This window comes from Pseudomonas sp. P129, from assembly GCF_020312195.1.
Lineage (GTDB): Bacteria > Pseudomonadota > Gammaproteobacteria > Pseudomonadales > Pseudomonadaceae > Aquipseudomonas > Aquipseudomonas fragariae.
In genome coordinates this window covers 355,987-377,615 of record NZ_JAGPYS010000005.1, presented here as the reverse complement: position 1 = coordinate 377,615, position 21,629 = coordinate 355,987, and the positions used below count along the sequence as shown (strand labels likewise).

Genomic DNA, 21,629 nt, shown 5'->3' with positions numbered 1-21,629 from the left:
GGAGTAACTTGGGTTGCTGATAATCTGTTGACTTCAGTCTGACACCACAAGCACCCACACGAATTGCTTGATTCAGTTGTTAAAGAGCGGTGGGCTAAGACCTTTCGTCTCAACCGAGGCGCGCATTCTACAGCGTCCTCTGTATCTGTCAAGCGGTTATTTCAAGAAGTTTTCAAAGTTTCCTTTGCAACTTCAACCACTTGCGCTGCGATCAACTCTTGAGTTGCTCATCAGCGGGAGGCGAATTCTACAGCGTTACAACCGCGTGTCAAACTCTTTTTTCTCACCGCTGTCGATCACTCCAGACCCGACCTCCTTCCTCGCTGACTCTTCACTCCAAACCCTTGCAAACTATTGATCTACAAGGCTTTTTCGTTTCCGTCTGCGCCGGAAGTGGGGCGAATTATAGACACCTCAGCGAGGGCGTCAATCGTTAATTTCAAAAATCTTCGCCCTGCTTTGCGACTGCCCCGTAAATACGGGAGATCCTCTTTAAAGACGATCTCCCTTCCGTAGAATTTATAGGCTGGGAAATGCAAATTGCGACGCTTCGTGGCTCGCCCGTTGCGGCCAGCGCTGGGTAATGGCCTTACGACGGGTATAGAAGCGCACGCCATCGGGACCGTACGCATGCAGGTCGCCGAACAGGGAACGCTTCCAGCCACCAAAGCTGTGATAGGCGACCGGCACTGGCAAAGGAACGTTGACCCCGACCATCCCCACTTCAATCTCGTCGCAGAACAGACGCGCCGCTTCGCCATCGCGGGTAAAGATGCAGGTGCCGTTGCCGTATTCGTGATCGTTGATCAGTTGCATGGCCTGCTCAAGGCTGTCCACGCGCACGATGCACAGCACCGGCCCGAAAATCTCTTCTTTATAGATACGCATCCCTGGCGTCACGTGATCAAACAGGCAGCCACCCATGAAGAAGCCCTGTTCGTGCCCGGCAACCTGAAGATTGCGCCCGTCGACCACCAGGGTCGCGCCCGCCTGCACACCGTCCTCTATATAGCCGCCAACCTTGTCGCGATGCTGCCCGGTGACCAATGGCCCCATGTCCAGGCCACAGGTTGTGCCCGCACCGATCTTCAGGCTCTGGATTTGCGGAACCAGTTTGGCCACCAATGCATCGGCGATCTGATCGCCGACACACACCGCCACCGAAATTGCCATGCAACGCTCGCCGCAGGATCCGTAGGCAGCGCCCATCAAGGCACTCACGGCATTGTCCAGATCGGCATCCGGCATCAACACCGCATGATTCTTGGCGCCACCGAGGGCCTGAACGCGCTTGCCACGCGCTGCGCCCTCCTTATAGATGTACTCGGCAATCGGTGTAGAACCAACGAAGCTCAGCGCCTTGACCTCCGGCGCTTCGATCAGCGCATCGACCGCGACCTTGTCACCATGAACCACGTTGAGCACACCGTTCGGCAGCCCGGCTTCATGCAGCAACTCGGCAATCAACAATGTAGAGCTGGGATCGCGTTCCGAGGGTTTGAGGATGAAGCAGTTACCGCACGCAATCGCCAGCGGGTACATCCACAGCGGCACCATGGCCGGGAAGTTGAACGGGGTGATACCGGCAACGATACCCAGCGGCTGAAAGTCAGACCACGCATCGATGTTCGGCCCGACGTTGCGGCTGTATTCACCCTTGAGCACTTCAGGCGCAGCGCAGGCGTACTCCACGTTTTCAATACCGCGCTTCAACTCGCCCGCCGCATCCTCCAGGGTCTTGCCGTGTTCTTCACTGATCAATTGGGCAATGCGTGCCTCGTTCTGCTCAAGCAACTGCTTGAAACGGAACATCACCTGAGCACGCTTGGCCGGCGGCGTATTGCGCCACGCCGGAAACGCGGCCTTGGCCGAGTCGATTGCCTTCTGGACTGTTTCGCGGTCGGCCAGCGCTACGGTGTGGATAACCTGCCCGGTCGACGGGTTGAACACATTGGCGCTACGACCTTCAGCAGAAACGAACTCGCCGTGGATCAGGTGTTGAATGCTGCTCATGGAAAACTCCGGATAAAGGCAACGGGCGTGAGTCAGCTCACACCCGATGCGATAAAGGCACGTATATAAGAAGAAAGCCTGCCAGCGCGGTCAGTCGATCAGGTTCAGGGTTTCGCCGACGGCATCGAACAATCGATCCAGATCCTGCGCCTGGCTATTGAAGGTCGGCCCGAATTGCAGGGTGTCACCGCCAAAGCGCACATAGAAACCGGCTTTCCACAGTTTCATGCCCGCCTCGAAGGGCCGCACGATGGCATCGCCGTCACGCGGGGCGAGCTGGATGGCACCTGCCAGACCGTAATTGCGGATATCGACCACGTTTTTCGCGCCCTTGATACCGTGCAGCGCACGTTCAAAATGCGGCGCGACGGCTGCGGCCTGCTGCACCAGATTCTCCCGTTGCAGCAGTTCAAGCGCCGCCAGCCCGGCCGCACACGCTACAGGGTGAGCGGAATAGGTGTAGCCGTGAGGGAATTCGACAGCGTACTCCGGCGTCGGCTGGTTCATGAACGTGTGATAGATCTCGCTGCTGGCGATTACCGCGCCCATGGGGATAGCACCATTGGTGATCTGCTTGGCAATGCACATCAGGTCAGGCGTGACACCGAAACTGTCCGCGCCAAACATCGAGCCCGTACGGCCGAAACCGGTGATGACTTCATCGAAGATCAGCAGGATATTGTGCTGATCACAAATCTCCCGCAGGCGCTTGAGATAGCCTTGCGGCGGAACGATCACACCGGCCGAGCCCGACATGGGTTCGACGATCACTGCAGCGATGTTCGACGCATCATGCAACTCGATCAGCTTGAGCATCTCGTCAGCCAGCGCGATACCGCCCGCCTCGGGCATGCCCTTCGAATACGCATTGCTGGCCAGCAGGGTGTGCGGCAAGTGGTCGACGTCCATCAACTGGCCGAACATCTTGCGGTTGCCATTCACTCCGCCCAGGCTGGTGCCCGCCACATTCACGCCGTGATAGCCGCGTGCCCGGCCGATCATCTTGGTCTTGGTCGCCTGGCCTTTCAGCCGCCAGTAGGCGCGCACCATCTTCACCGCCGTATCCGCGCACTCGGAACCCGAGTTGGTATAGAAGACATGGTTGAGATTGCCCGGCGTCAGGTCGGTAATCTGTTCTGCCAGCTGGAACGACAGGGGGTGCCCGAACTGAAAGCCCGGCGAGTAATCCAGCACACCCAGTTGCCGGGACACGGCTTCCTGAATTTCCTTGCGCGTGTGCCCGGCACCGCATGTCCATAGACCTGAGAGTGCATCGTAGATCTTGCGTCCCTTGTCGTCTGTCAGATAGCTGCCATGCGCGGCCACGACCATGCGCGGGTCGCGCTGGAAATTTCGGTTCGCGGTGTAGGGCATCCAGTGAGCATCGAGCTTCAACTGACGGGTGACAGGCACATCGGACACTTCGAACATATTCATGGGAGCAGGCCTCGCAGGCGCTAAACGATCGGTCATTGCAGCCAAGGTGCCACGCGGCTAAAGTTCATAAAACCCGACTTTTACGATCTTTGGTTTGGTAATCACTAAACAATGAATATCCGTCGCTCCGATCCCGTGTCGCAGGTCAGTGATTTTGATATCCGCTTGCTGCGCCTATTCAAAAGCGTTGTCGAGGCGGGTGGCTTTTCTGCGGCTGAAAGCGTGCTCGGCATTGGCCGATCAGCGATAAGCCAGCAGATGAGTGATCTGGAACAACGCCTCGGCCTGCGCCTGTGCCAGCGAGGCCGCGCCGGTTTTTCACTGACCGACGAAGGGCGCGAGGTTTATCAGTCGTCGTTGCAACTGCTCAGCGCGCTGGAAAGTTTCAGGACAGAGGTCAACGGCCTGCACCAGAACCTGCGCGGCGAGCTGAACATCGGCCTGACCGACAATCTGGTCACCCTCCCCCATATGCGCATCACCCATGCCCTGGCCCGGCTGAAAGAGCGCGGGCCGGGCGTGCACATCAACATCCGCATGATCGCCCCCGCCGAAGTCGAGCGCGGTGTACTCGACGGCGGTCTGCATGTCGGTGTCGTGCCACAGGCCAGCGCCTTGCCGGGGCTTGAGTATCATTCGTTGTACAGCGAGCGTTCGCTGCTCTATTGCGCGGTCGGGCATCCCCTGTTTTACGTCGACAATGCGACGCTGGATGACGCACGCCTCGCACAACAGGAAGCCATCGCTCCGACCTTTCGCCTGCCCAACGATGTTCAGGACCACTATCAGGCGCTGACCTGCACGGCCAGCGCGTCGGACCGGGAGGGCATCGCCTTCCTGATTCTGACCGGCCGCTACATAGGCTACTTGCCCGATCATTACGCCAACACCTGGGTGCAGGAAGGCAGGCTGCGCGCATTGAAACCGGATTCGAAGTTTTACGACCTCAATCTGGTGACCGTTACCCGCAAAGGCCGACGCCCTCATTTGGTGCTGGAGAGCTTTCTGGAAACACTTGCCGCTACCCGATGACACATTTATGCCCGGCACCTGGCCGGTTCGCCGACGCTGCAGAGCGCGTTGAAAGCGCTATCAGGCTGATATTTATTGAAATAACTGGACTCAAATAAAAATAACCTGAGCAACTGGACAGTTTTTTGCAGTAGTCCCGGACAACGACACGCCAGCACATGGCATTTCCCCGTCCGAGAACTTGCCATGCAGCCTGAAACACTCGACAACGATGACCTGATCTACGGCCTGAACGATCGCCCCAAACCCTGGACGGCCATTTTGGCAGCGTTCCAGCACGTTCTCGCCAGCTTCGTCGGGATCATCACCCCGCCCCTGATCATCGGCTCGACCCTCGGCCTGACCCCATACATGCCGTACCTGATCAGCATGGCCTTGATGGTCTCGGGCACCGGTACGTTCATCCAGGCGCGCCGCCCGTTCGGCATCGGCGCGGGCATGATCTGTCTGCAAGGCACCAGCTTCGCGTTCCTGGGCGCCGTGTTGTCCGCAGGCTTTCTGGTCAAACAGCGCGGCGGCAGCCCGGAGGACATCATGGCGATGATCTTCGGCGTGTGCTTTTTCGGTGCGCTGGTGCAGATCGCGCTGAGTCGCTGCATTAGCCAGCTGCGAAGGGTCATCACGCCGCTGGTGACCGGTATTGTCATCACGTTGATTGGTGTGAGCCTGATCAAGGTGGGCGTGACAGACCTGGGCGGCGGTTTCAATGCGCCGGACTTCGGCGCCCCGGTGAACCTGGCGCTGGGCGCGTTCGTTCTGGCCGTGATCATTGTGCTCAATCGCTCGAATACGCCCTGGGTACGTTTGTCAGCCATCATCATCGGCCTGGCGGTCGGCAGTCTGGCCGCCTGGTTCAGCGGCAAGCTGGTGCCGCAAGCCCTTCACGACCTGCCGTTGATCAGCGTACCGGTGCCCTTCCGCTTCGGCTTCAATTTCGACTGGAGCGCTTTCCTGCCAGTCGCGCTGATTTATCTGATCAGCAGCATCGAAACAGTCGGCGACCTGACCGCCAATTGCATGCTCGCGCGCCAGCCCATCAGCGGCCCGAGCTACCTGGCACGCCTCAAGGGCGGCGTGCTCGGCGATGGCGTGAGCTGCATGATCGCCGCGACCTTCAGCGCATTTCCCAATACCACCTTTGCGCAAAACAACGGCGTGATCCAGTTGACCGGCGTTGCCAGTCGCTACGTCGGGCTGTACATCGGCGCGGTGCTGTTCGTACTCGGGCTGTTTCCGCACATCGGCGCCATCGTCCAGCAGATCCCCAAGCCGGTGCTCGGCGGCGCAACGCTGGTCATGTTCGGCAGCGTCGCCGCCGCCGGGGTGCGCATTCTGGCCCAGTCGCCGCTGGACCGACGCAGCATGCTGATCATTGCGACGTCCTTGGGTGTCGGTCTGGGCATTGCGGCGCAGCCTGCGCTGCTGCACCAATTGCCGAAACTGGTGCAGAACCTGTTCGATTCGGCGATCACCAGCGGCGGCATCACGGCCATTGTCATGTGCCTGCTGATTCCGGAAGGCAAAGTCACCGCCGCTACGACCGACGCCGTAACGGAACCCGAACCTGTGGAGCAACCACGATAACTTTGCATGCCGCGCCCGCACCGACGCTTGCGAGATGCTCGCCGGTGCGCTATCTGTTCATCCGTCGCGCCCTACGACCTGTCCGGAATTGCCCATGACCCTTGAAGTCCCCGCACACAGCGCTCACGTCACCAAGCCTGCAAGCCGTATTCGTCAGAAGAACGAAGAAGCGATCATCCAGGCAGCCGAAGATGAATTCGCCCGCCACGGTTTCAAGGGCACCAGCATGAACACCATCGCGATCAAGGCCGGGCTGCCAAAGGCCAATCTGCATTACTACTTCACCAATAAACTCGGCCTGTATGTCGCGGTGCTGAGCAACATCATCGATTTGTGGGACAGCACCTTCAACCACCTCAGCGTCGAAGACGATCCCGCAGAGGCGCTGGCCCGCTACATTCGCGCCAAGATGGAGTTCTCGCGCCGCCAGCCACAGGCCTCGCGGATCTTCGCCATGGAGATCATCAGCGGCGGTGAATGCATGAGTGAGTATTTCAGTCAGGATTACCGCCTGTGGTTTCAGGGCCGGGCCGCGGTCTTTCAAGCCTGGATCGACGCCGGCAAGATGGACCCCGTCGACCCGGTGCACCTGATCTTCCTGCTATGGGGCAGCACCCAGCACTATGCTGACTTCGCCTCGCAGATCTGTCGCGTCACCGGTCGCTCCCGACTGACGCGCCAGGACATGGATCAGGCCAGCAACAATCTCATTCGGATCATCCTCAAAGGTTGTGGGCTCACGCCGCCAGCCTTGTAGAATCGTCGCCTTGACGTCAGCTGGACACACGCATGCCTTTTACCCTGGTCGGCCCTTGCGAGTTTCGTGAAGAAATCCGCAAGAGCCGCTTCATCACCCTCGCCGCCCCCATCGCCAGCCCGGCCGACGCACAGGCGTTCATCGAGCAGCACAGTGACCTCAACGCCACCCACAATTGCTGGGCTTGGAAGCTCGGCGGCCAGTACCGCAGCAACGATGACGGCGAACCGGGCGGCACCGCAGGCAGGCCGATTCTGGCCGCCATCGAAGCGCAGGCGTTCGATCAGGTCGTGGTGCTGGTGATCCGCTGGTACGGCGGCATTCAACTGGGAACCGGCGGCCTGGCCCGCGCCTATGGTGGCGGTGCCAACAAATGTCTGCAGCAGGCCGAGCGTCTGCCGCTGATCCAGCGTGCCTCGTTCCACCTTGAATGCAGCTTCAGTGAGCTGGCGCTGGTCAAGCTGCGTCTCGGCGAATTGAACGGGCTGGTGGAAAACGAAAACTTCATGGCCAACGGTGTGCAGATGTCCATCGCCATCGGCCCCGAACACACCGATACCCTGCAGCGCCAACTGGCCGATCTGAGTCGCGGCAGAATCCTTCTGCACGCAGCGCCGGAGCAATAGCCGGAGCCTCTGCGGCACATGTAACAATTGCCCACATCTACTGTGCATCCGGCTGTGGATAAGCTGAGCACACTCCACCACGAGCCTTGCCGGGCTTGCGTTTCAGGCGAATGATCGTTTTTTGAGCAATTGCCGTTCGTGGATCCATAAAGAGCGCAAAAACAGCCTGTTAGCGCTTCTTAGTGCCTTTGGATGTTAACCGCCGCCGCATTATTCTCACTCAACCCGCTTGCGCACAGTATCTGTGGAAGAACCTGTGGATAACAGGTGCAAGGGTCGCGCATTGGTTCAGTGCGCCGCCCTCCACGTCCGCTGTACATTTTTTGTTCAAATCAAAGGGCCACATTGGCCCGCGCCCGGTCAGCACGCCCCGAACTGGTGCTGAAACGCGTGCGTGCGATGGAAGAAGGCCGGCGACAAAGCCGAAAACTCCGTGCCCAGCCTTGATTCAGCGCACCGGACGCGAATCCTGACTCCTTGGCCAGGATTTTGCTTTATCCACACGCGACCCACTTCTGCCTCAGAGCCTTTCATGTCAAACCACGCGATACCTGCGCGCCTGCAACTGCGCCATATCACCAAACGGTATCCCGGCTGCCTGGCCAACGACGCTGTCGACCTGACGATTCAGCCCGGAGAGATTCACGCCCTGCTGGGTGAAAACGGTGCGGGCAAAAGCACGCTGATGAAGATCATCTACGGCGTGACGCAGCCCGACGCCGGGACGATCATCTGGCAAGGCCAGGCGCAGACCATGCGCAATCCGGCACAGGCCAGAAGCCTGGGCATCGGCATGGTGTTCCAGCATTTTTCGCTGTTCGAAACCCTCAGCGTCGCGCAAAACATCGCGCTGGCGATGGGCGCAGCAGCAGGCACGCCCAAACAACTGGAGCCGCGCATCCGCGAGGTCTCACAACGCTACGGCATGGCGCTGGAACCCCAACGACTGGTGCACAGCCTGTCGATTGGCGAGCGGCAGAAAGTCGAGATCATTCGCTGCCTGATGCAGGACATTCGCCTGTTGATCCTCGACGAACCGACGTCGGTGTTGACGCCCCAGGAAGCCGAGGAGCTGTTCGTGACCCTTCGGCATCTGGCCCGGGAAGGCTGCAGCATTCTGTTTATCAGTCACAAGCTGGGTGAGGTGCGCGCGCTGTGTCACAGCGCAACCGTGCTGCGCAACGGCAAGGTCTCCGGGCACTGCATTCCCGCTGACTGCTCCGATCTGGAACTGGCGCGCTTGATGGTCGGCGATGCCGAAGGGCTGACCGCGCACTATGAAAAAGTCAGCGGCAGCACAGCCTTTTTGCGCATCGACAAGCTGTCCTGGCACAACCCGGACCCGTTCGGCTGCTCACTCAAAGACCTCAGCCTGGAAGTACGCAGCGGCGAAATCGTCGGTATCGCAGGCGTGGCCGGTAATGGTCAGGATGAATTGCTGGCGCTGCTCAGCGGCGAACAGACCTTGCCGCACGCCCAGGCGGCGACCCTGCGTTTTGAGGATACCCCGGTCGGCAACCTGCGCCCCGATGCGCGGCGCAAGCGCGGCCTGGCATTCGTCCCGGCCGAGCGCCTGGGGCATGGCGCAGTGCCGGAACTCAGTCTCGCCGACAACGCGCTGCTTACCGCCTTCCAGCAAGGGCTGGTGAGCAATGGCCTGATCCAGCGCAGCAAGGTGCGCGCACTGGCCGACGAAATCATTCGGCGCTTTGCAGTCAAGACGCCGGATGCACAGGCCCCGGCGCGCAGTCTGTCGGGCGGCAATCTGCAGAAATTCATTCTTGGTCGGGAAATCCTGCAAAAGCCGAAACTGTTGATTGCCGCGCACCCCACCTGGGGCGTGGATGTCGGCGCGGCGGCGGCGATCCATCGGGCGCTGATTGCCTTACGCGACGCGGGGGCCGCGATTCTGGTGATCTCCGAAGACCTGGACGAATTGTTCCAGATCAGCGACCGACTCGCCGCCCTGAGCGGCGGTCAGCTTTCCGAGCTGATCCCCACTGAACAGACCAGCACCGTGCAAATCGGCGGCTGGATGGCGGGACAGTTCGATCATTCTCAAACCCAGGCCCACGTGCCTGGTTAACGGAGCAAAACATGCTGCTTTCTCTGGAACCGCGCGGCCAGCAATCGCGCGCGATGCTGTGGTGCTCCCCTTTGCTGGCTGCGGTGCTGACCCTGGTCTGCGGCTCGCTGCTGTTCATCGGCCTGGGGCTGAACCCCTGGGTGACGCTGCACACCTTGCTGATCGCACCGGTCAGTGACTGGTACGGCCTGTCGGAATTGATGGTCAAGACCCTGCCGATTCTGCTCTGCGCGCTGGGTCTGGCGGTCGCCTATCAGGCGCGTATCTGGAACATCGGTGCGGAAGGCCAGTTGCTGCTCGGCGCATTGGCCGGCAGTGCCGTGGCGGTGAACATCATCGAGATGGAGAGTCGTTGGGCGCTGGTCATGGTGCTGCTGGCCGGCACCCTCGCCGGCGCGGCCTGGGCGGGCGTGACCGCCTGGCTGCGCACGCACTTCAACGCCAATGAAATCCTCACCAGCATCATGCTCAACTACATCGCCCTCAACTTGCTGCTGTACTTCGTCCACGGGCCGCTCAAGGACCCTGCCGGCATGAACTTCCCGGAGTCAGCGACCTTCGGCGACGCCAGCCGTCTGCCACTGTTGATGGAGGATGGCCGCGCGCACATTGGGGTGTACTTCGCCCTGTTCGCGCTGGTCGCGGTCTGGGTGTTGCTGCAACGCAGTTTCGTCGGCTTTCAGATCAAGGTGCTGGGCCTGGACAAGCGTGCTGCCGGATTTGTCGGCTTCCGCGAAAAACGCCTGGTCTGGCTGGCGCTGTTGATCAGCGGCGCGCTGGCCGGGCTGGCCGGCGTATCGGAAGTGACCGGCCCCATTGGCCAGCTGGTGCCGCAAGTCTCGCCCGGTTATGGCTATGCCGCGATCACCGTGGCCTTTCTCGGCCGCCTCAACCCCATCGGTATTCTGTTCTCCAGCCTGTTGATCGCCCTGCTGTATCTGGGTGGGGAAAGCGCGCAAATGACCTTGAACCTGCCGTTGGCAATCACCCAGTTGTTTCAGGGGATGATGCTGTTTTTCCTGCTCGCCTGTGATGTGCTGATTCTCTATCGCCCACGTCTGAAACTGCACTGGGCCAAGCGCCAGATGACACCTGTCACAGGAGCCGCATGATGGATATCGACCTGCTGAGCAACATTTTCTACGCCATGGTCCGTTGCGGAACACCCTTGCTGCTGGTAGCGCTGGGCGAGCTGATTTGTGAAAAAAGCGGCGTCATCAACCTCGGTCAGGAAGGCATGATGCTGTTTGGCGCAGTGATCGGTTTCATCGTCGCCCTGAACACCGGCAACCTGTGGCTGGGCGTGCTGCTGGCGATGCTTGCAGGCATGCTGCTGTCGGCATTGTTTGCCCTGGTGGCGCTGGTGTTCAACGCCAATCAGGTCGCGACCGGGCTGGCGCTGACCATCTTCGGCGTCGGCCTTTCCAGCTTCGTCGGGGCCGCCTGGGTCGGCAAACCGTTGAGCGGTTTCGAACCGGTCGCCATCCCCCTGCTCAGCGACATTCCGCTGATCGGCCGCATGCTGTTTGCCCAGGACTTGCTGGTCTACCTGTCCTTTGTCTTGTTCGCGCTGGTCGCCTGGGCACTGCTGAAAAGCCGCGTCGGGCTGATCATCCAGGCCGTCGGTGAAAACCCAGATGCCGCCAGCGCCATGGGCTTGCCGGTGTTGCGCGTGCGCACCCTGGCGGTGCTGTTCGGCGGCGCAATGGCTGGGCTGGCCGGGGCTTATCTGTCACTGGCCTACACACCGATGTGGGCAGAAAACATGAGCGCCGGACGTGGCTGGATTGCCCTGGCACTGGTGGTGTTCGCCAGCTGGCGCGTGTGGCGTCTGCTGCTGGGTGCCTACCTGTTCGGTCTGGCCAGCATTCTGCACCTGGTCGCGCAGGGCATCGGCCTGGCCATCCCGTCCAACCTGCTGGCGATGCTGCCATATGTGGCCACCATCATCGTCCTCGTCCTGCTCTCCCGCGACGCCCTGCGCACCCGGCTGTATGCGCCGGTATCGCTGGGCCAGCCATGGCGGGCGGGGCATTGATGGGCTTACACATGCCTGATGGATTATCGTGCGACGCTCCGCGTCGCATGCCGTTCGGGACGCTCTGCGTCCGATCCTGAATGCGCGGCGCGGCGCAGATCTGTGACGCAGAGCGTCACGAACGGCATTCCACTGGAGCGTGAGGAACGATAATCCCGACTATCGTGCCAATGCTCCGCGTCAGGCATCTACCTTGAACGTTTTCGGCTCGCGAAGATTCCAACAGGTCATGGGCAGGAGTACGCTGCAAGGTCGAAACTTTCGAGAGGCCTTGCTGGCACTGCCATGGAGTCTGTCTCTCAATCTGCCAAGGAATCATTCATGACCACTACCAAGAAAACCGCTCTGATCATCGGTGCTTCGCGTGGCCTGGGGCTAGGGCTGGTGCAGCGCTTGACCGAACAGGGCTGGCACGTCACCGCCACCGTACGTGATCCGCAAAATGCCGAAAACCTGAAAGCAGTCGAGGGCGTGCGCATCGAGGCGGTGGATCTGGACGAAACGGCTTCGCTTGAAGTGTTGGTCCAGAAGCTGCGCGGTGAGGTGTTCGACGTGCTGTTTGTCAATGCCGGCATCACCGGTGCGGAACACCAGAGCGCTGCGAAGTCGACCGCTGCCGAGCTGGGGCAGTTGTTCCTGACCAACGCGGTGGCACCGATTCGTCTGGCCGAGCGCTTCGTCGATCAACTTCGTCCCGGCACGGGCGTCCTGGCGTTCATGAGTTCGTGGCTGGGCAGCGTCACTTGCCCGGATGGCGCAAACCTTGCGCTGTACAAGGCCAGCAAGGCCGCGCTCAATTCGATGACCAATACCTTTGTCACCGAGCTGGGCGAAAACCGTCCCACTGTGCTGTCGATGCATCCGGGCTGGGTCAAGACCGACATGGGCGGCGAAAATGCTGCCATCGACGTCATGACCAGCACCACCGGGCTTGTCGAACAGCTCAATGCCTACGCTGGCAAAGGCGGCCATCACTTCATCGATTACCAGGGCAAGACGATTGCCTGGTAACCGGCCGCTCGACTAGAATCGCCGTCCTTCGCCGGGGCGCACCTGCCCCCGGCGACCCTGGATCAGCAGACAGGGCATCACTGAGCTGGCTAACCTGAACCTGTCTTTCAGAGGAGCCGGCCCATGCCTGCGATCCGTATCTGGTTGAAAAATCCCCTTGCCGTGTTCACTGCCAATGACCTGGACGCCCGTGGCGGTCTGGTGATCGAAGGCGGCGTCATCACTGAAGTGCTGGCCGCCGGGCAGCTCCCGTCAAAGCCCTGCAATCAAACATTCGATGCCCGTGAGCATGTGTTGCTGCCGGGGCTGATCAACACGCACCATCACTTCTATCAAACCCTCACGCGGGCTTGGGCACCGGTGGTCAATCAGCCGTTGTTCCCGTGGCTGAAAACCCTGTACCCGGTATGGGCGCGCCTGACGCCGGAGAAGCTCGCGGTCGCCAGCAAGGTGGCGCTGGCCGAGTTGTTGCTGTCCGGGTGCACGACCGCTGCCGACCATCACTATCTGTTTCCCGACGGGCTTGAACAGGCTATCGATGTTCAGGTGCAGAGCGTCCGGGAGCTGGGCATGCGCGCGATGCTGACGCGCGGTTCGATGAGCCTGGGCGAAGCGGATGGAGGCTTGCCGCCGCAGCAAACCGTGCAGCAGGGCGAGGTGATTCTGGCCGACAGCCAGCGCTTGATCGAGACCTACCATCAGCGTGGCGACGGCGCACAGATTCAAATCGCCCTGGCGCCCTGCTCACCGTTTTCGGTCACGCCGCAGATCATGGCCGAGAGCGCGGCCATGGCCGAAAAACTCGACGTGCGCCTGCACACCCACCTGGCTGAAACCCTCGACGAAGAAGACTTCTGCCTGCAACGCTTCGGCCTGCGTACCGTGGATTATCTGGACAGCGTCGGCTGGCTGGGCCCGCGTACCTGGCTGGCCCATGGCATCCACTTCAACCCCGGCGAAATCGCCCGTCTCGGCGCAGCAGGTACAGGTGTCTGCCACTGCCCAAGCTCGAACATGCGCCTGGCCTCCGGCATCTGCCCGACGCTGGACCTGCTCGCCGCTGGCGCGCCGGTGGGGCTCGGGGTCGATGGCTCGGCGTCCAACGACGCATCGAACATGATCCTCGAAACCCGCCAGGCGCTTTACCTGCAACGCCTGCGCTACGGCGCCGAAAAAATCACCCCGCAGCGGGTGCTGGGCTGGGCCACCAGGGGCTCGGCGCAGTTGCTGGGACGCACTGATCTCGGCGAACTGGCGGTGGGCAAACAGGCTGATCTGGCGTTGTTCAAGCTGGACGAACTGCGCTTTTCCGGCAGCCATGATCCGCTGTCAGCGCTGCTGCTGTGCGGCGCGGACCGTGCCGACCGGGTGATGATTGCAGGGCAATGGCGAGTGATCGACGGCCAGGTCGAAGGCCTGGACATCAAGCAACTGATTGCCGATCACCGCCAGGCCGCGCGGGAATTGATTCAGGGCTGAGCATGCGGAGCGATACTCTCGACTATCGTGCGACGCTCCGCGTCGGCATGCCGTTCAGGACGCTCTGCGTCCTCTTGCGACGCAGAGCGTGGGAGCGATAGGCAATAGGCCCTAAAGCCCCAGACACGACAGCATGATGAACGTCGCGAACAGCACGAAGTGGGTCATGCCTTCGATGGCGTTGGTTTCGCCGTCGTTGAGGTTGATGGCGGACACCAGCAGGGTGATGAAGATCATCACGGTCTGCACCGGGGTCATGGCCATCTGGAAAGGCTGGCCGCTGTATAGCGCCATGGCTTCCATCACCGGAACGGTCAGGATCACGGTCGACAGCGATGCACCCAAGGCGATGTTGACCACCGACTGCATGCGGTTGGCCAGCGCAGCACGCAGGGCTGTGAGGATCTCCGGCGCGGCGGAGATGGCGGCGACCAGGATAGCGGTCATCACCGGCGGTGCACCGGTGCCTTCCAGGCCCAGGTCAACCGTCTTCGACATCACTTCGGCCAGCGCACCGATCACCACCACGCCGACAACCAGTGTGGCAATTGAGCGGGTCAGATTGACGGGTTCATGCTCTTCGGCCTGCCCCTGGCGCTTTTTCTTTTCCGGGTAGCTGTAGCTGAAAAAGTAACTGTGCGGCCCGACCTGCATGCGCAGGAACAGGGTGTAGAGGAGGATCATCGCGCCGATGGTAAACGCCGAATAGATCTTCCAGTCACCCTCGGGAATGAACTCGGGTACGACCATCGACACGCCCATCGCGGTGAGGATCATCACGCTGTAGGTGCGCGCCGAATCGTCGTTGTACGACTGCTCGCCGTGCTTGATACCGCCCATCAGCGCCGCAAGGCCGAGGATGCCGTTGATGTCGAGCATCACCGCCGAATAAATCGTGTCGCGCACCAGCGTCGGCGACGGCTCGTTGCTCATCATGATCGCCAGGATCACCACTTCGACCGTTACCGCCGAGAGCGTGAGGATCATCGTGCCGTAAGGATCGCCGACCTTTTCCGCGAGCATCTCGGCGTGATGCGCAACGCGCATCGAGGCGCAGATGATGAAAGCGACCAGCGCCAGCCCCGACACCAGCGCAACCACCTGACCATTGCCTACCAGCACATGCTCCAGTGGATAAGCGACGAACATGGCAATGATTGCCAGCAACAGAAACTTTTCTTGCTTGAGCAATGCGCCCATTTTTATTCCCCAAACCTTGCGACATCGCCGCGGATGTACGTGAAGGTGGCCAACAGTGAAGGCTGTCAGAGTAGCGTGTGTGACAAAAGGTTTCATAAAATAGCCCGAATGAGAACGGCACTCACGCGTAAATGACTTTTGATCCCGTCGCCGCGATGTGAAATAGTGCCCGCCGTTTTCAACCATAGTGCCCGCCGTTTTCTTCGCGGCCTTCAGGGCGCGCCTGTTTTTCATGATTCCGCTTTGTTAGAAAGGACCTTTGCCATGCGTGCTTTTCGACTTCCGCATCTGCTGGCTTGCGGCCTGCTGACCCTGATCGCGAACGTCGCCCAGGCCGCGCCTATCGACATCGATGACGGCCAACACAAAGTCCACCTGCCTGATCCCCCCAAGCGCGTGGTCGTACTGGAGTTTTCGTTTCTCGACGGGCTGGCCTCGGTCGGCGTGACACCCGTCGGCGCGGCGGACGATGGCGATGCCAACCGCGTGCTGCCCAAGGTGCGCAAGGCCGTCGGCGAATGGCAGTCTGTAGGTCTGCGTTCGCAACCCAATATAGAAGTGATCGCGCGGCTCAAGCCGGACCTGATCATCGCTGACCTCGGTCGCCATCAGGCGCTGTACAACGACCTGGCCAGCCTGGCGCCGACGCTGATGCTGCCGTCACGCGGTGAGGATTATCAGGGCAGCCTGAAGTCTGCCGAGCTGATCGGCGTCGCGCTGGGCAAGGGGCCGCAGATGCAGGCGCGCATCGCGGAAAACCGCCAGCACCTGAAGACCGTCGCCGAGCAGATTCCTGCCAACAGCAACGTGCTGTTCGGCGTCGCCCGCGAAGACAGCTTCTCTGTGCATGGCCCGCACTCTTATGCCGGCAGCGTGTTGCAGGCGATTGGTCTGAAGGTCCCGGAAGTACGCAAAAACGCCGCGCCAACCGAATTCGTCAGCCTGGAGCAACTGCTGGCCCTGGACCCGGGCTGGTTGCTGGTCGGTCATTACCGCCGCCCGAGCATCGTCGACAGCTGGAGCAAGCAGCCGCTGTGGCAGGTGCTGGGCGCGGTGCGTAACAAGCAGGTGGCCGAAGTGGATGGCGACAGCTGGGCGCGCAATCGCGGGATCATGGCCTCCGAGCAGATCGCCGACGATGCGCTTGCCGTGCTCAAGGGCGGCAAGGCCGTGCTGAACCCGTAAATGCGCCGCAGGCTGATGGCGGGCGTGATCATCGCGGCCTGCCTGGGATTGTTCTGGGTGTCGCTGTTCGCCCTGTCGTCGTTCAGCATTCGCCAGGTGGATGCCTGGAACGGACTGATCACACAGGGCCGCGAGGGCGGCAATATCGCTTACATCGTCGCGCAACTGCGCGTGCCACGTGCCTTGTGCGCGGCACTGGTCGGTGCCTGCCTGGGCGTGGCCGGCGCGTTGATGCAGGGCATCACCCGCAACCGTCTGGCGTCTCCTTCATTGTTTGGCGTTACCGCAGGCGCCGCATTGGGGCTGGCGCTGTTTTCCACCGGTCTGGTCGCCCTGCCCTTCCCCGGTGGCGCACTGCTGATGACCTGCCTTGGCGGTGCGCTGGCGTGGATCACCGTGTTCAGTCTTGGCGGTGCCTGGTCACCTGCCACGGCTCAAGGCCGACTGGTGCTGGCAGGTGTCGCGGTAGCCGCCCTGTGCGCCGCATTGACCCGCCTCACGGTAATTCTCGTCGAGGCGCAGGCGCAAAGTGTCCTCAACTGGCTGGCTGGGTCGCTGGCCAATGTCGGTGCCGCACAATTGCAATTGCTCTGGCCGTGCACGCTGATCGGCGTGGTGCTGGCGGTGGCCTGTGCGCCACGCCTTAACCTGATCAACCTCGGCGAAGACGCCGCGCGTTCGCTGGGCGTGCGTATCGGCGCGTTGCGCCTGCTGGTATTCGTGGTCAGCCTGCTGCTGGTCGGTGCCAGTGTCTGCGCAGTCGGGCCGATCGGCTTTGTCGGCCTGATCGCGCCGAACATCGCTCGCCAATGGCTGGGCAATGACTACCGCTGGCTGATCCCGATCAGCGCCGGCCTGGGCGCGGCCATCGTGCTGGCCTCGGACCTGATCAGCCGCGCCGTGGCCTTCCCGGTGGAAACACCGGCCGGGGTGGTGACGGCATTGATCGGCGCGCCGTTCTTTCTGTTTCTGGCGAGGCGTGCGCTATGAACCACCCGCGCGCACGGCTGTTGCTGCTGATGACCCTGCTGGCACTCGCTCTGCTGCTGAGCCTCAGCGCTGGCACCGTGTGGCTGACACCAGGCGCCGTACTCGATCACCTGATCGCCCACGACAGCAAGGACTTCGAGGTCTGGAATCACCGCCTGCCACGCGGCCTGATCGCGATCATGACCGGCTGCGCGTTCGGCCTGGCTGGCGCCATCGTGCAAGGCGTGATTCGCAACCCGCTGGCCTCGCCGGAAATCCTCGGCGTCACTCAGGGAGCCGGGCTGGCGCTGACCATCGCGATTATCGGCCTGCCGCAGTTACCGGTGTCGGCGCTGCCGTTTGTGGCGTGTCTGGGCGGTGCGGCGGGAGCGCTGCTGCTGGCGTTGTACAACACCGGCGTGCAGTTTTCCGGCGTGCGTTTCGCGTTGTCCGGGGTCGCGATTGCAGTGACGTTGTCGAGCATCACCGAGTTCCTGATCCTGTCCAACCCGCTGGATATCAACACCGCCCTGCTGGCGCTGACCGGCAGCCTGTGGAGCCGCAACTGGCACCACGTTTTGCTGGCTTTGCCGCTTCTGCTGCTGATCCCGCTCAGCCTGCTGATGGCCAAACCGCTGAACCTGATCGGCCTTGGCGATGAGGCCGCGCAGAGCCTGGGCACCGGCCTCACGCGTACGCGCTGGCTGGCGATGGGCAGTGCCGTGCTGTTGACCAGCCTGGGGGTGGGCATTATCGGCCCGGTGAGCTTCGTCGGCCTGGTCGCACCACACATGGCCCGCCGTCTGGTCGGCGGTCATCATCAGTACCTGCTGCCCGCCTCGATGGTGCTGGGTGCGTTATTGCTGGTGCTGGCCGATACGCTAGGCCGCACGCTGATCGCCCCCAGCGAAGTTCCGGCCGGGATTCTCACGGCGGTGATCGGCGCTCCGTATTTCCTCTGGCTGCTGGCCCGATTCAAAGGTTGATCCCATGACTATTCTGAAGGCGCAGCAACTCGACATCGGCTACGGCGCGACGCGCATCGTGCAAGACCTGTCGTTCAGCCCGCCGCCTGCGCAGGTCACTGCGCTGATCGGCCCCAATGGTTGCGGCAAATCCACTCTGCTCAAGGCCTTCGCCCGAATTCTCACCCCGCAAGCGGGCAGTCTCAGCCTGGATGGCACCGCCTACGGCAAGCTGTCGGCCAACGAGCTGGCGCGCAAGGTGGCTTTTCTGCCGCAAGTACTGCCGATTCCGGAAGGCGTCAGCGTACGCCAGCTGGTGGCGTACGGCCGCAGTCCGCACAACAGCCTGTGGGGACGTCTGAGTGGCGCCGATCAGCACAGTGTCGATCAGGCCTTGCAGCGCATGGAGCTGGACACACTGGCCGAGCGCCCGCTGGCCGATCTGTCCGGCGGGCAACGACAACGCGCCTGGCTGGCGATGATCCTTGCGCAGGACGCGGCCATCGTCCTGCTCGACGAGCCGACCACCTATCTGGACATCAGCCATCAGGTCGAACTGCTGGACCTGATGCGTGAACTCAGCGCCGAAGGCAAGACGGTGATTACCGTGCTGCATGACATCAATCAGGCCTGCCGCTACGCAGACCATCTGGCGGTCATGCAGGCCGGGCGTCTGGTGACCTGCGGCGTACCGGGCGATGTGCTGACGGCCGAGCTGGTCTGCCAGGTGTTCGATGTGCAAGTGCAGATCATGCGCGAACCCGTGGCAGGCACACCGATGTGCATCGTCGAGCGCAGCACGCGCTGCACCAGTTAGCGGCGCAGCCCACAGCGCCTGCACCTTCGCGCTGCACTACGCGTTACACACAAGTCTGTTTTAGATTCTGGCGGAAGGCCCCGGTCGCTCCCACGCCCTGCGGGCAGAAACCTGAAAGTCACATATTCCAGGCTCATCGAAACCTATGTACAACAATAGGCGCGCTGCGCAGGGAAGCAAGCCAGCATCGTAAGTTGTCCTGTTGGTCAGTTATTTGCATTGCTCGGGTATGCACTCCAACAAGACCGCAAGGAGCTAGGCCCGATGCACCTGACCAATCCACGTCGTCCCCTGAAAAAACTGCTGTGCGCCGTCGCCGCCGTTGTCGGCATCGGCTCCAGCCTGCTCGCCTCGGCAGCCGATCCGCTGAAAGTCGGCTTCGTCTACATCGGCCCCATCGGCGACCACGGCTGGACCTATCAGCACGAGCAGGGCCGCCAGGCGATGGTCAAGGCGCTGGGTGACAAGGTCACCAGCAGCTACGTGGAAAACGTGCCGGAAGGTGCAGACGCCGAGCGGGTCATCCGCAACATGGCCAAGGGCGGTTACGACCTGATCTTCAGTACCTCGTTCGGTTACATGAACCCCACCCTGAAAGTCGCCAAGCAGTTCCCCAAGGTGAAGTTCGAGCACGCGACCGGCTACAAGCAGGACAAGAACATGGGCACTTACCTGGCCCGCACCTATGAAGGTCGCTACGTGAGCGGTTACATCGCCGCGAAGATGACCAAGACCAAGAAGATCGGTTATGTCGCCTCGTTCCCGATTCCTGAAGTACTGCGCGACATCGACGCCATCCAGCTGGCGCTGAACAAATACAACCCGGGCACCGAGATCAAGGTGGTGTGGGTCAACTCCTGGTTCGATCCGGGCAAAGAAGCCGATGCGGCCAACGCGTTGATCGATCAGGGCGTGGACGTGGTATTCCAGCACACTGATAGTCCTGCGCCGATCCAGACCGCCGAGCGTCGTGGCGTGTATGCCGTCGGTTATGCCTCGGACATGGCTCACTTCGGACCAAAAGCAGTGCTGACCTCCATCGTCAACAACTGGGGCCCGCACTACATTCAGGCCGCCGAAGGCGCCATCGCGGGCACCTGGAAACCACAGGATTACTGGGGCGGCCTGAAGGAAGGAACGGTCGAATTGCCGATCAGCGACGTGGTGCCTGCTGACGTGAAGGCCGAGGCGCAGAAGATAATCGCCAGCATCGAAAGCGGCGAATTCCACCCGTTCACCGGCCCGATCAAGGACCAGAACGGCACGGTGAAAATTGCTGACGGCGTGGTCGCGACCAACGCCGAGCTGGCGTCGATGAACTACTACGTCGAAGGCATCAAGGCCGAGCTGCCGAAGTAATCAGCCCGTCAGCTGCCTGACCATCGTGCCTGCCGCGCCAGGCACGATCATCGACACTTCCCTTTCAGGACCGGTTAATGGACCAGCTTCCCGTCATCGACATCGCCCCGCTCTACGGCACGGACACTCAGGCCTGGCAGGATGTCGCCCGGCAAATCGACAGTGCCTGTCGGGCGTGGGGCTTCTTTTACATCAAGGGCCACCCAATCAGCGCGCAACGCATCGAACAGGTGCAAGCGGCGGCAAAGGACTTCTTCGCCCGGCCGGCAGCTGAAAAGCTCCTGATCGACATCACCCAAAGCACGCACCATCGCGGCTACGGCGCCATCGCCACCGAACAACTGGACCCCAGCCTGCCGAGCGACCTCAAGGAAACGTTCGACATGGGCCTGCACCTGGATGCCCGTCATCCCGACGTGCTGGCGGGTAAACCGCTGCGTGGGCCAAACCGGCATCCGGACATTCCCGGCTGGGAAACCCTGATGGAGCAACACTATCTGGACATGCAGGCGCTGGCGCAAACCCTGCTGCGCGCCATGACCCTGGCACTGGGCATCGAGCGCGATTTCTTCGATCAGCGCTTCAAGGACCCGGTCAGCGTGCTGCGCATGATTCATTACCCGCCGCGTGGTACGGCGACCTCAGCCGAGCAACAAGGCGCAGGCGCGCATACCGATTACGGCTGCATCACCCTGCTGTATCAGGACACGGCGGGCGGCTTGCAGGTGCGTGATGTGCGTGGCGAATGGATCGACGCGCCACCGATTGACGGTACCTTCGTGGTCAATCTGGGCGACATGATGGCGCGTTGGAGCAACGATCGTTATCTGTCCACGCCGCACCGGGTCATCAGCCCGCTCGGGGTTGATCGCTACTCCATGCCGTTCTTTGCCGAACCGCACCCCGACACGCGCATCGAATGCCTGCCCGGTTGCCAGAGCGACGATCATCCGGCCCGCTATCCGGTGACCACCTGCGCCGAATTTCTGCTGTCGCGCTTCGCGGATACCTACGCTTATCGCCGCGAACAGGAGGCAAGTTGAACGTTCGGTCAGGTTTTACCCTGCGCAG

18 protein-coding genes are annotated in these 21,629 nt (G+C 61.5%); 15 read left to right on the top strand and 3 right to left on the bottom strand.

Translation table 11 applies throughout. The annotated features are described in order from the left end of the window. Nucleotides 1-519 precede the first annotated feature (519 nt). Nucleotides 520-2,013, bottom strand: a complete 1,494-nt coding sequence (locus KBY02_RS15425; RefSeq protein WP_058399230.1) for a CoA-acylating methylmalonate-semialdehyde dehydrogenase — start codon at nucleotides 2,011-2,013, stop codon at nucleotides 520-522. Nucleotides 2,014-2,103: 90 nt separating this feature from the next. Continuing rightward, nucleotides 2,104-3,450, bottom strand: a complete 1,347-nt coding sequence (locus KBY02_RS15420; protein ID WP_011266561.1) for an aspartate aminotransferase family protein — start codon at nucleotides 3,448-3,450, stop codon at nucleotides 2,104-2,106. Nucleotides 3,451-3,561: 111 nt separating this feature from the next. On the opposite strand from KBY02_RS15420, the gene KBY02_RS15415 reads away from it, so the two are divergent. From KBY02_RS15415 to KBY02_RS15375, 9 genes are all read left to right on the top strand, one after another. After that, entirely contained in the window at nucleotides 3,562-4,482 is a 921-nt protein-coding gene (locus tag KBY02_RS15415) for a LysR family transcriptional regulator (protein ID WP_011266560.1), read from the top strand. Between the two features lie 186 nt (nucleotides 4,483-4,668). Next, the gene (locus tag KBY02_RS15410) at nucleotides 4,669-6,066 is read left to right on the top strand and encodes a uracil-xanthine permease family protein (protein ID WP_004408020.1); all 1,398 of its coding nucleotides are present in this window, start codon (nucleotides 4,669-4,671) and stop codon (nucleotides 6,064-6,066) included. A gap of 94 nt (nucleotides 6,067-6,160) precedes the next feature. Then, on the top strand, nucleotides 6,161-6,823 hold the full coding sequence (locus tag KBY02_RS15405) for a TetR/AcrR family transcriptional regulator (protein ID WP_003318629.1): 663 nt from the start codon (nucleotides 6,161-6,163) through the stop codon (nucleotides 6,821-6,823). A gap of 32 nt (nucleotides 6,824-6,855) precedes the next feature. Next, nucleotides 6,856-7,449: an IMPACT family protein gene (locus KBY02_RS15400; protein ID WP_058399231.1), complete on the top strand. Its 594-nt coding sequence runs from the start codon at nucleotides 6,856-6,858 to the stop codon at nucleotides 7,447-7,449. A 532-nt stretch (nucleotides 7,450-7,981) separates the two neighbouring features. Continuing rightward, a complete protein-coding gene (locus KBY02_RS15395) occupies nucleotides 7,982-9,535 on the top strand; it encodes an ABC transporter ATP-binding protein (protein WP_058399232.1) in 1,554 nt (517 codons plus the stop codon). An 11-nt stretch (nucleotides 9,536-9,546) separates the two neighbouring features. Further along, nucleotides 9,547-10,647 (top strand): ABC transporter permease, encoded by a 1,101-nt coding sequence (locus KBY02_RS15390; RefSeq protein WP_060400405.1) that lies wholly within the window; start codon nucleotides 9,547-9,549, stop codon nucleotides 10,645-10,647. Beyond that, nucleotides 10,647-11,573 carry an ABC transporter permease gene (locus KBY02_RS15385; protein ID WP_024640277.1) on the top strand — a complete coding sequence of 309 codons (927 nt, stop codon included), beginning with the start codon at nucleotides 10,647-10,649 and terminating at the stop codon, nucleotides 11,571-11,573. The genes KBY02_RS15390 and KBY02_RS15385 overlap by 1 nt, the downstream gene beginning before the upstream one ends. Nucleotides 11,574-11,894: 321 nt before the next feature. Further along, nucleotides 11,895-12,584 (top strand): SDR family oxidoreductase, encoded by a 690-nt coding sequence (locus KBY02_RS15380; protein ID WP_004408007.1) that lies wholly within the window; start codon nucleotides 11,895-11,897, stop codon nucleotides 12,582-12,584. Between the two features lie 123 nt (nucleotides 12,585-12,707). Continuing rightward, nucleotides 12,708-14,063 carry an 8-oxoguanine deaminase gene (locus KBY02_RS15375; RefSeq protein ID WP_057458286.1) on the top strand — a complete coding sequence of 452 codons (1,356 nt, stop codon included), beginning with the start codon at nucleotides 12,708-12,710 and terminating at the stop codon, nucleotides 14,061-14,063. Between the two features lie 111 nt (nucleotides 14,064-14,174). Here KBY02_RS15375 and KBY02_RS15370 read toward each other — a convergent pair whose 3' ends face one another. After that, a complete protein-coding gene (locus tag KBY02_RS15370; protein ID WP_024640275.1) occupies nucleotides 14,175-15,263 on the bottom strand; it encodes a calcium:proton antiporter in 1,089 nt (362 codons plus the stop codon). Nucleotides 15,264-15,527: 264 nt separating this feature from the next. Between KBY02_RS15370 and KBY02_RS15365 the strand changes: the two genes are divergently transcribed. The 6 genes from KBY02_RS15365 (at nucleotide 15,528) to KBY02_RS15340 (ending at nucleotide 21,601) form a co-directional block, all read left to right on the top strand. Then, nucleotides 15,528-16,448 carry a Fe(3+) dicitrate ABC transporter substrate-binding protein FecB gene (locus KBY02_RS15365; RefSeq protein ID WP_096127006.1) on the top strand — a complete coding sequence of 307 codons (921 nt, stop codon included), beginning with the start codon at nucleotides 15,528-15,530 and terminating at the stop codon, nucleotides 16,446-16,448. Further along, nucleotides 16,449-17,438: an iron-dicitrate ABC transporter permease FecC gene (fecC, locus tag KBY02_RS15360; protein ID WP_225650609.1), complete on the top strand. Its 990-nt coding sequence runs from the start codon at nucleotides 16,449-16,451 to the stop codon at nucleotides 17,436-17,438. Beyond that, a complete protein-coding gene (locus KBY02_RS15355) occupies nucleotides 17,435-18,403 on the top strand; it encodes an iron chelate uptake ABC transporter family permease subunit (RefSeq protein WP_096127005.1) in 969 nt (322 codons plus the stop codon). Before fecC ends, KBY02_RS15355 begins: the two co-directional genes overlap by 4 nt. Before the next feature lie 4 nt (nucleotides 18,404-18,407). Next, on the top strand, nucleotides 18,408-19,199 hold the full coding sequence (gene fecE / locus KBY02_RS15350) for a Fe(3+) dicitrate ABC transporter ATP-binding protein FecE (RefSeq protein ID WP_024659917.1): 792 nt from the start codon (nucleotides 18,408-18,410) through the stop codon (nucleotides 19,197-19,199). Nucleotides 19,200-19,463: 264 nt separating this feature from the next. After that, nucleotides 19,464-20,558, top strand: a complete 1,095-nt coding sequence (locus KBY02_RS15345; RefSeq protein WP_004407996.1) for a BMP family ABC transporter substrate-binding protein — start codon at nucleotides 19,464-19,466, stop codon at nucleotides 20,556-20,558. Nucleotides 20,559-20,635: 77 nt separating this feature from the next. Next, nucleotides 20,636-21,601 carry a 2-oxoglutarate and iron-dependent oxygenase domain-containing protein gene (locus KBY02_RS15340; protein ID WP_024640271.1) on the top strand — a complete coding sequence of 322 codons (966 nt, stop codon included), beginning with the start codon at nucleotides 20,636-20,638 and terminating at the stop codon, nucleotides 21,599-21,601. Nucleotides 21,602-21,629 lie beyond the last annotated feature (28 nt).

Excerpts from the sequence above, each read along its gene's own strand:
- KBY02_RS15365 (WP_096127006.1), top strand. The coding sequence starts at position 15,528 with ATGCGTGCTTTTCGACTTCCGCATCTGCTGGCTTGCGGCCTGCTGACC.
- KBY02_RS15415 (WP_011266560.1), top strand. The coding sequence starts at position 3,562 with ATGAATATCCGTCGCTCCGATCCCGTGTCGCAGGTCAGTGATTTTGAT.
- KBY02_RS15425 (WP_058399230.1), bottom strand. The coding sequence starts at position 2,013 with ATGAGCAGCATTCAACACCTGATCCACGGCGAGTTCGTTTCTGCTGAA.
- KBY02_RS15420 (WP_011266561.1), bottom strand. The coding sequence starts at position 3,450 with ATGAATATGTTCGAAGTGTCCGATGTGCCTGTCACCCGTCAGTTGAAG.
- KBY02_RS15375 (WP_057458286.1), top strand. The coding sequence starts at position 12,708 with ATGCCTGCGATCCGTATCTGGTTGAAAAATCCCCTTGCCGTGTTCACT.
- KBY02_RS15370 (WP_024640275.1), bottom strand. The coding sequence starts at position 15,263 with ATGGGCGCATTGCTCAAGCAAGAAAAGTTTCTGTTGCTGGCAATCATT.
- KBY02_RS15355 (WP_096127005.1), top strand. The coding sequence starts at position 17,435 with ATGAACCACCCGCGCGCACGGCTGTTGCTGCTGATGACCCTGCTGGCA.
- KBY02_RS15410 (WP_004408020.1), top strand. The coding sequence starts at position 4,669 with ATGCAGCCTGAAACACTCGACAACGATGACCTGATCTACGGCCTGAAC.
- fecC (WP_225650609.1), top strand. The coding sequence starts at position 16,449 with ATGCGCCGCAGGCTGATGGCGGGCGTGATCATCGCGGCCTGCCTGGGA.
- KBY02_RS15380 (WP_004408007.1), top strand. The coding sequence starts at position 11,895 with ATGACCACTACCAAGAAAACCGCTCTGATCATCGGTGCTTCGCGTGGC.
- KBY02_RS15340 (WP_024640271.1), top strand. The coding sequence starts at position 20,636 with ATGGACCAGCTTCCCGTCATCGACATCGCCCCGCTCTACGGCACGGAC.
- fecE (WP_024659917.1), top strand. The coding sequence starts at position 18,408 with ATGACTATTCTGAAGGCGCAGCAACTCGACATCGGCTACGGCGCGACG.
- KBY02_RS15385 (WP_024640277.1), top strand. The coding sequence starts at position 10,647 with ATGGATATCGACCTGCTGAGCAACATTTTCTACGCCATGGTCCGTTGC.
- KBY02_RS15390 (WP_060400405.1), top strand. The coding sequence starts at position 9,547 with ATGCTGCTTTCTCTGGAACCGCGCGGCCAGCAATCGCGCGCGATGCTG.
- KBY02_RS15395 (WP_058399232.1), top strand. The coding sequence starts at position 7,982 with ATGTCAAACCACGCGATACCTGCGCGCCTGCAACTGCGCCATATCACC.
- KBY02_RS15345 (WP_004407996.1), top strand. The coding sequence starts at position 19,464 with ATGCACCTGACCAATCCACGTCGTCCCCTGAAAAAACTGCTGTGCGCC.
- KBY02_RS15400 (WP_058399231.1), top strand. The coding sequence starts at position 6,856 with ATGCCTTTTACCCTGGTCGGCCCTTGCGAGTTTCGTGAAGAAATCCGC.
- KBY02_RS15405 (WP_003318629.1), top strand. The coding sequence starts at position 6,161 with ATGACCCTTGAAGTCCCCGCACACAGCGCTCACGTCACCAAGCCTGCA.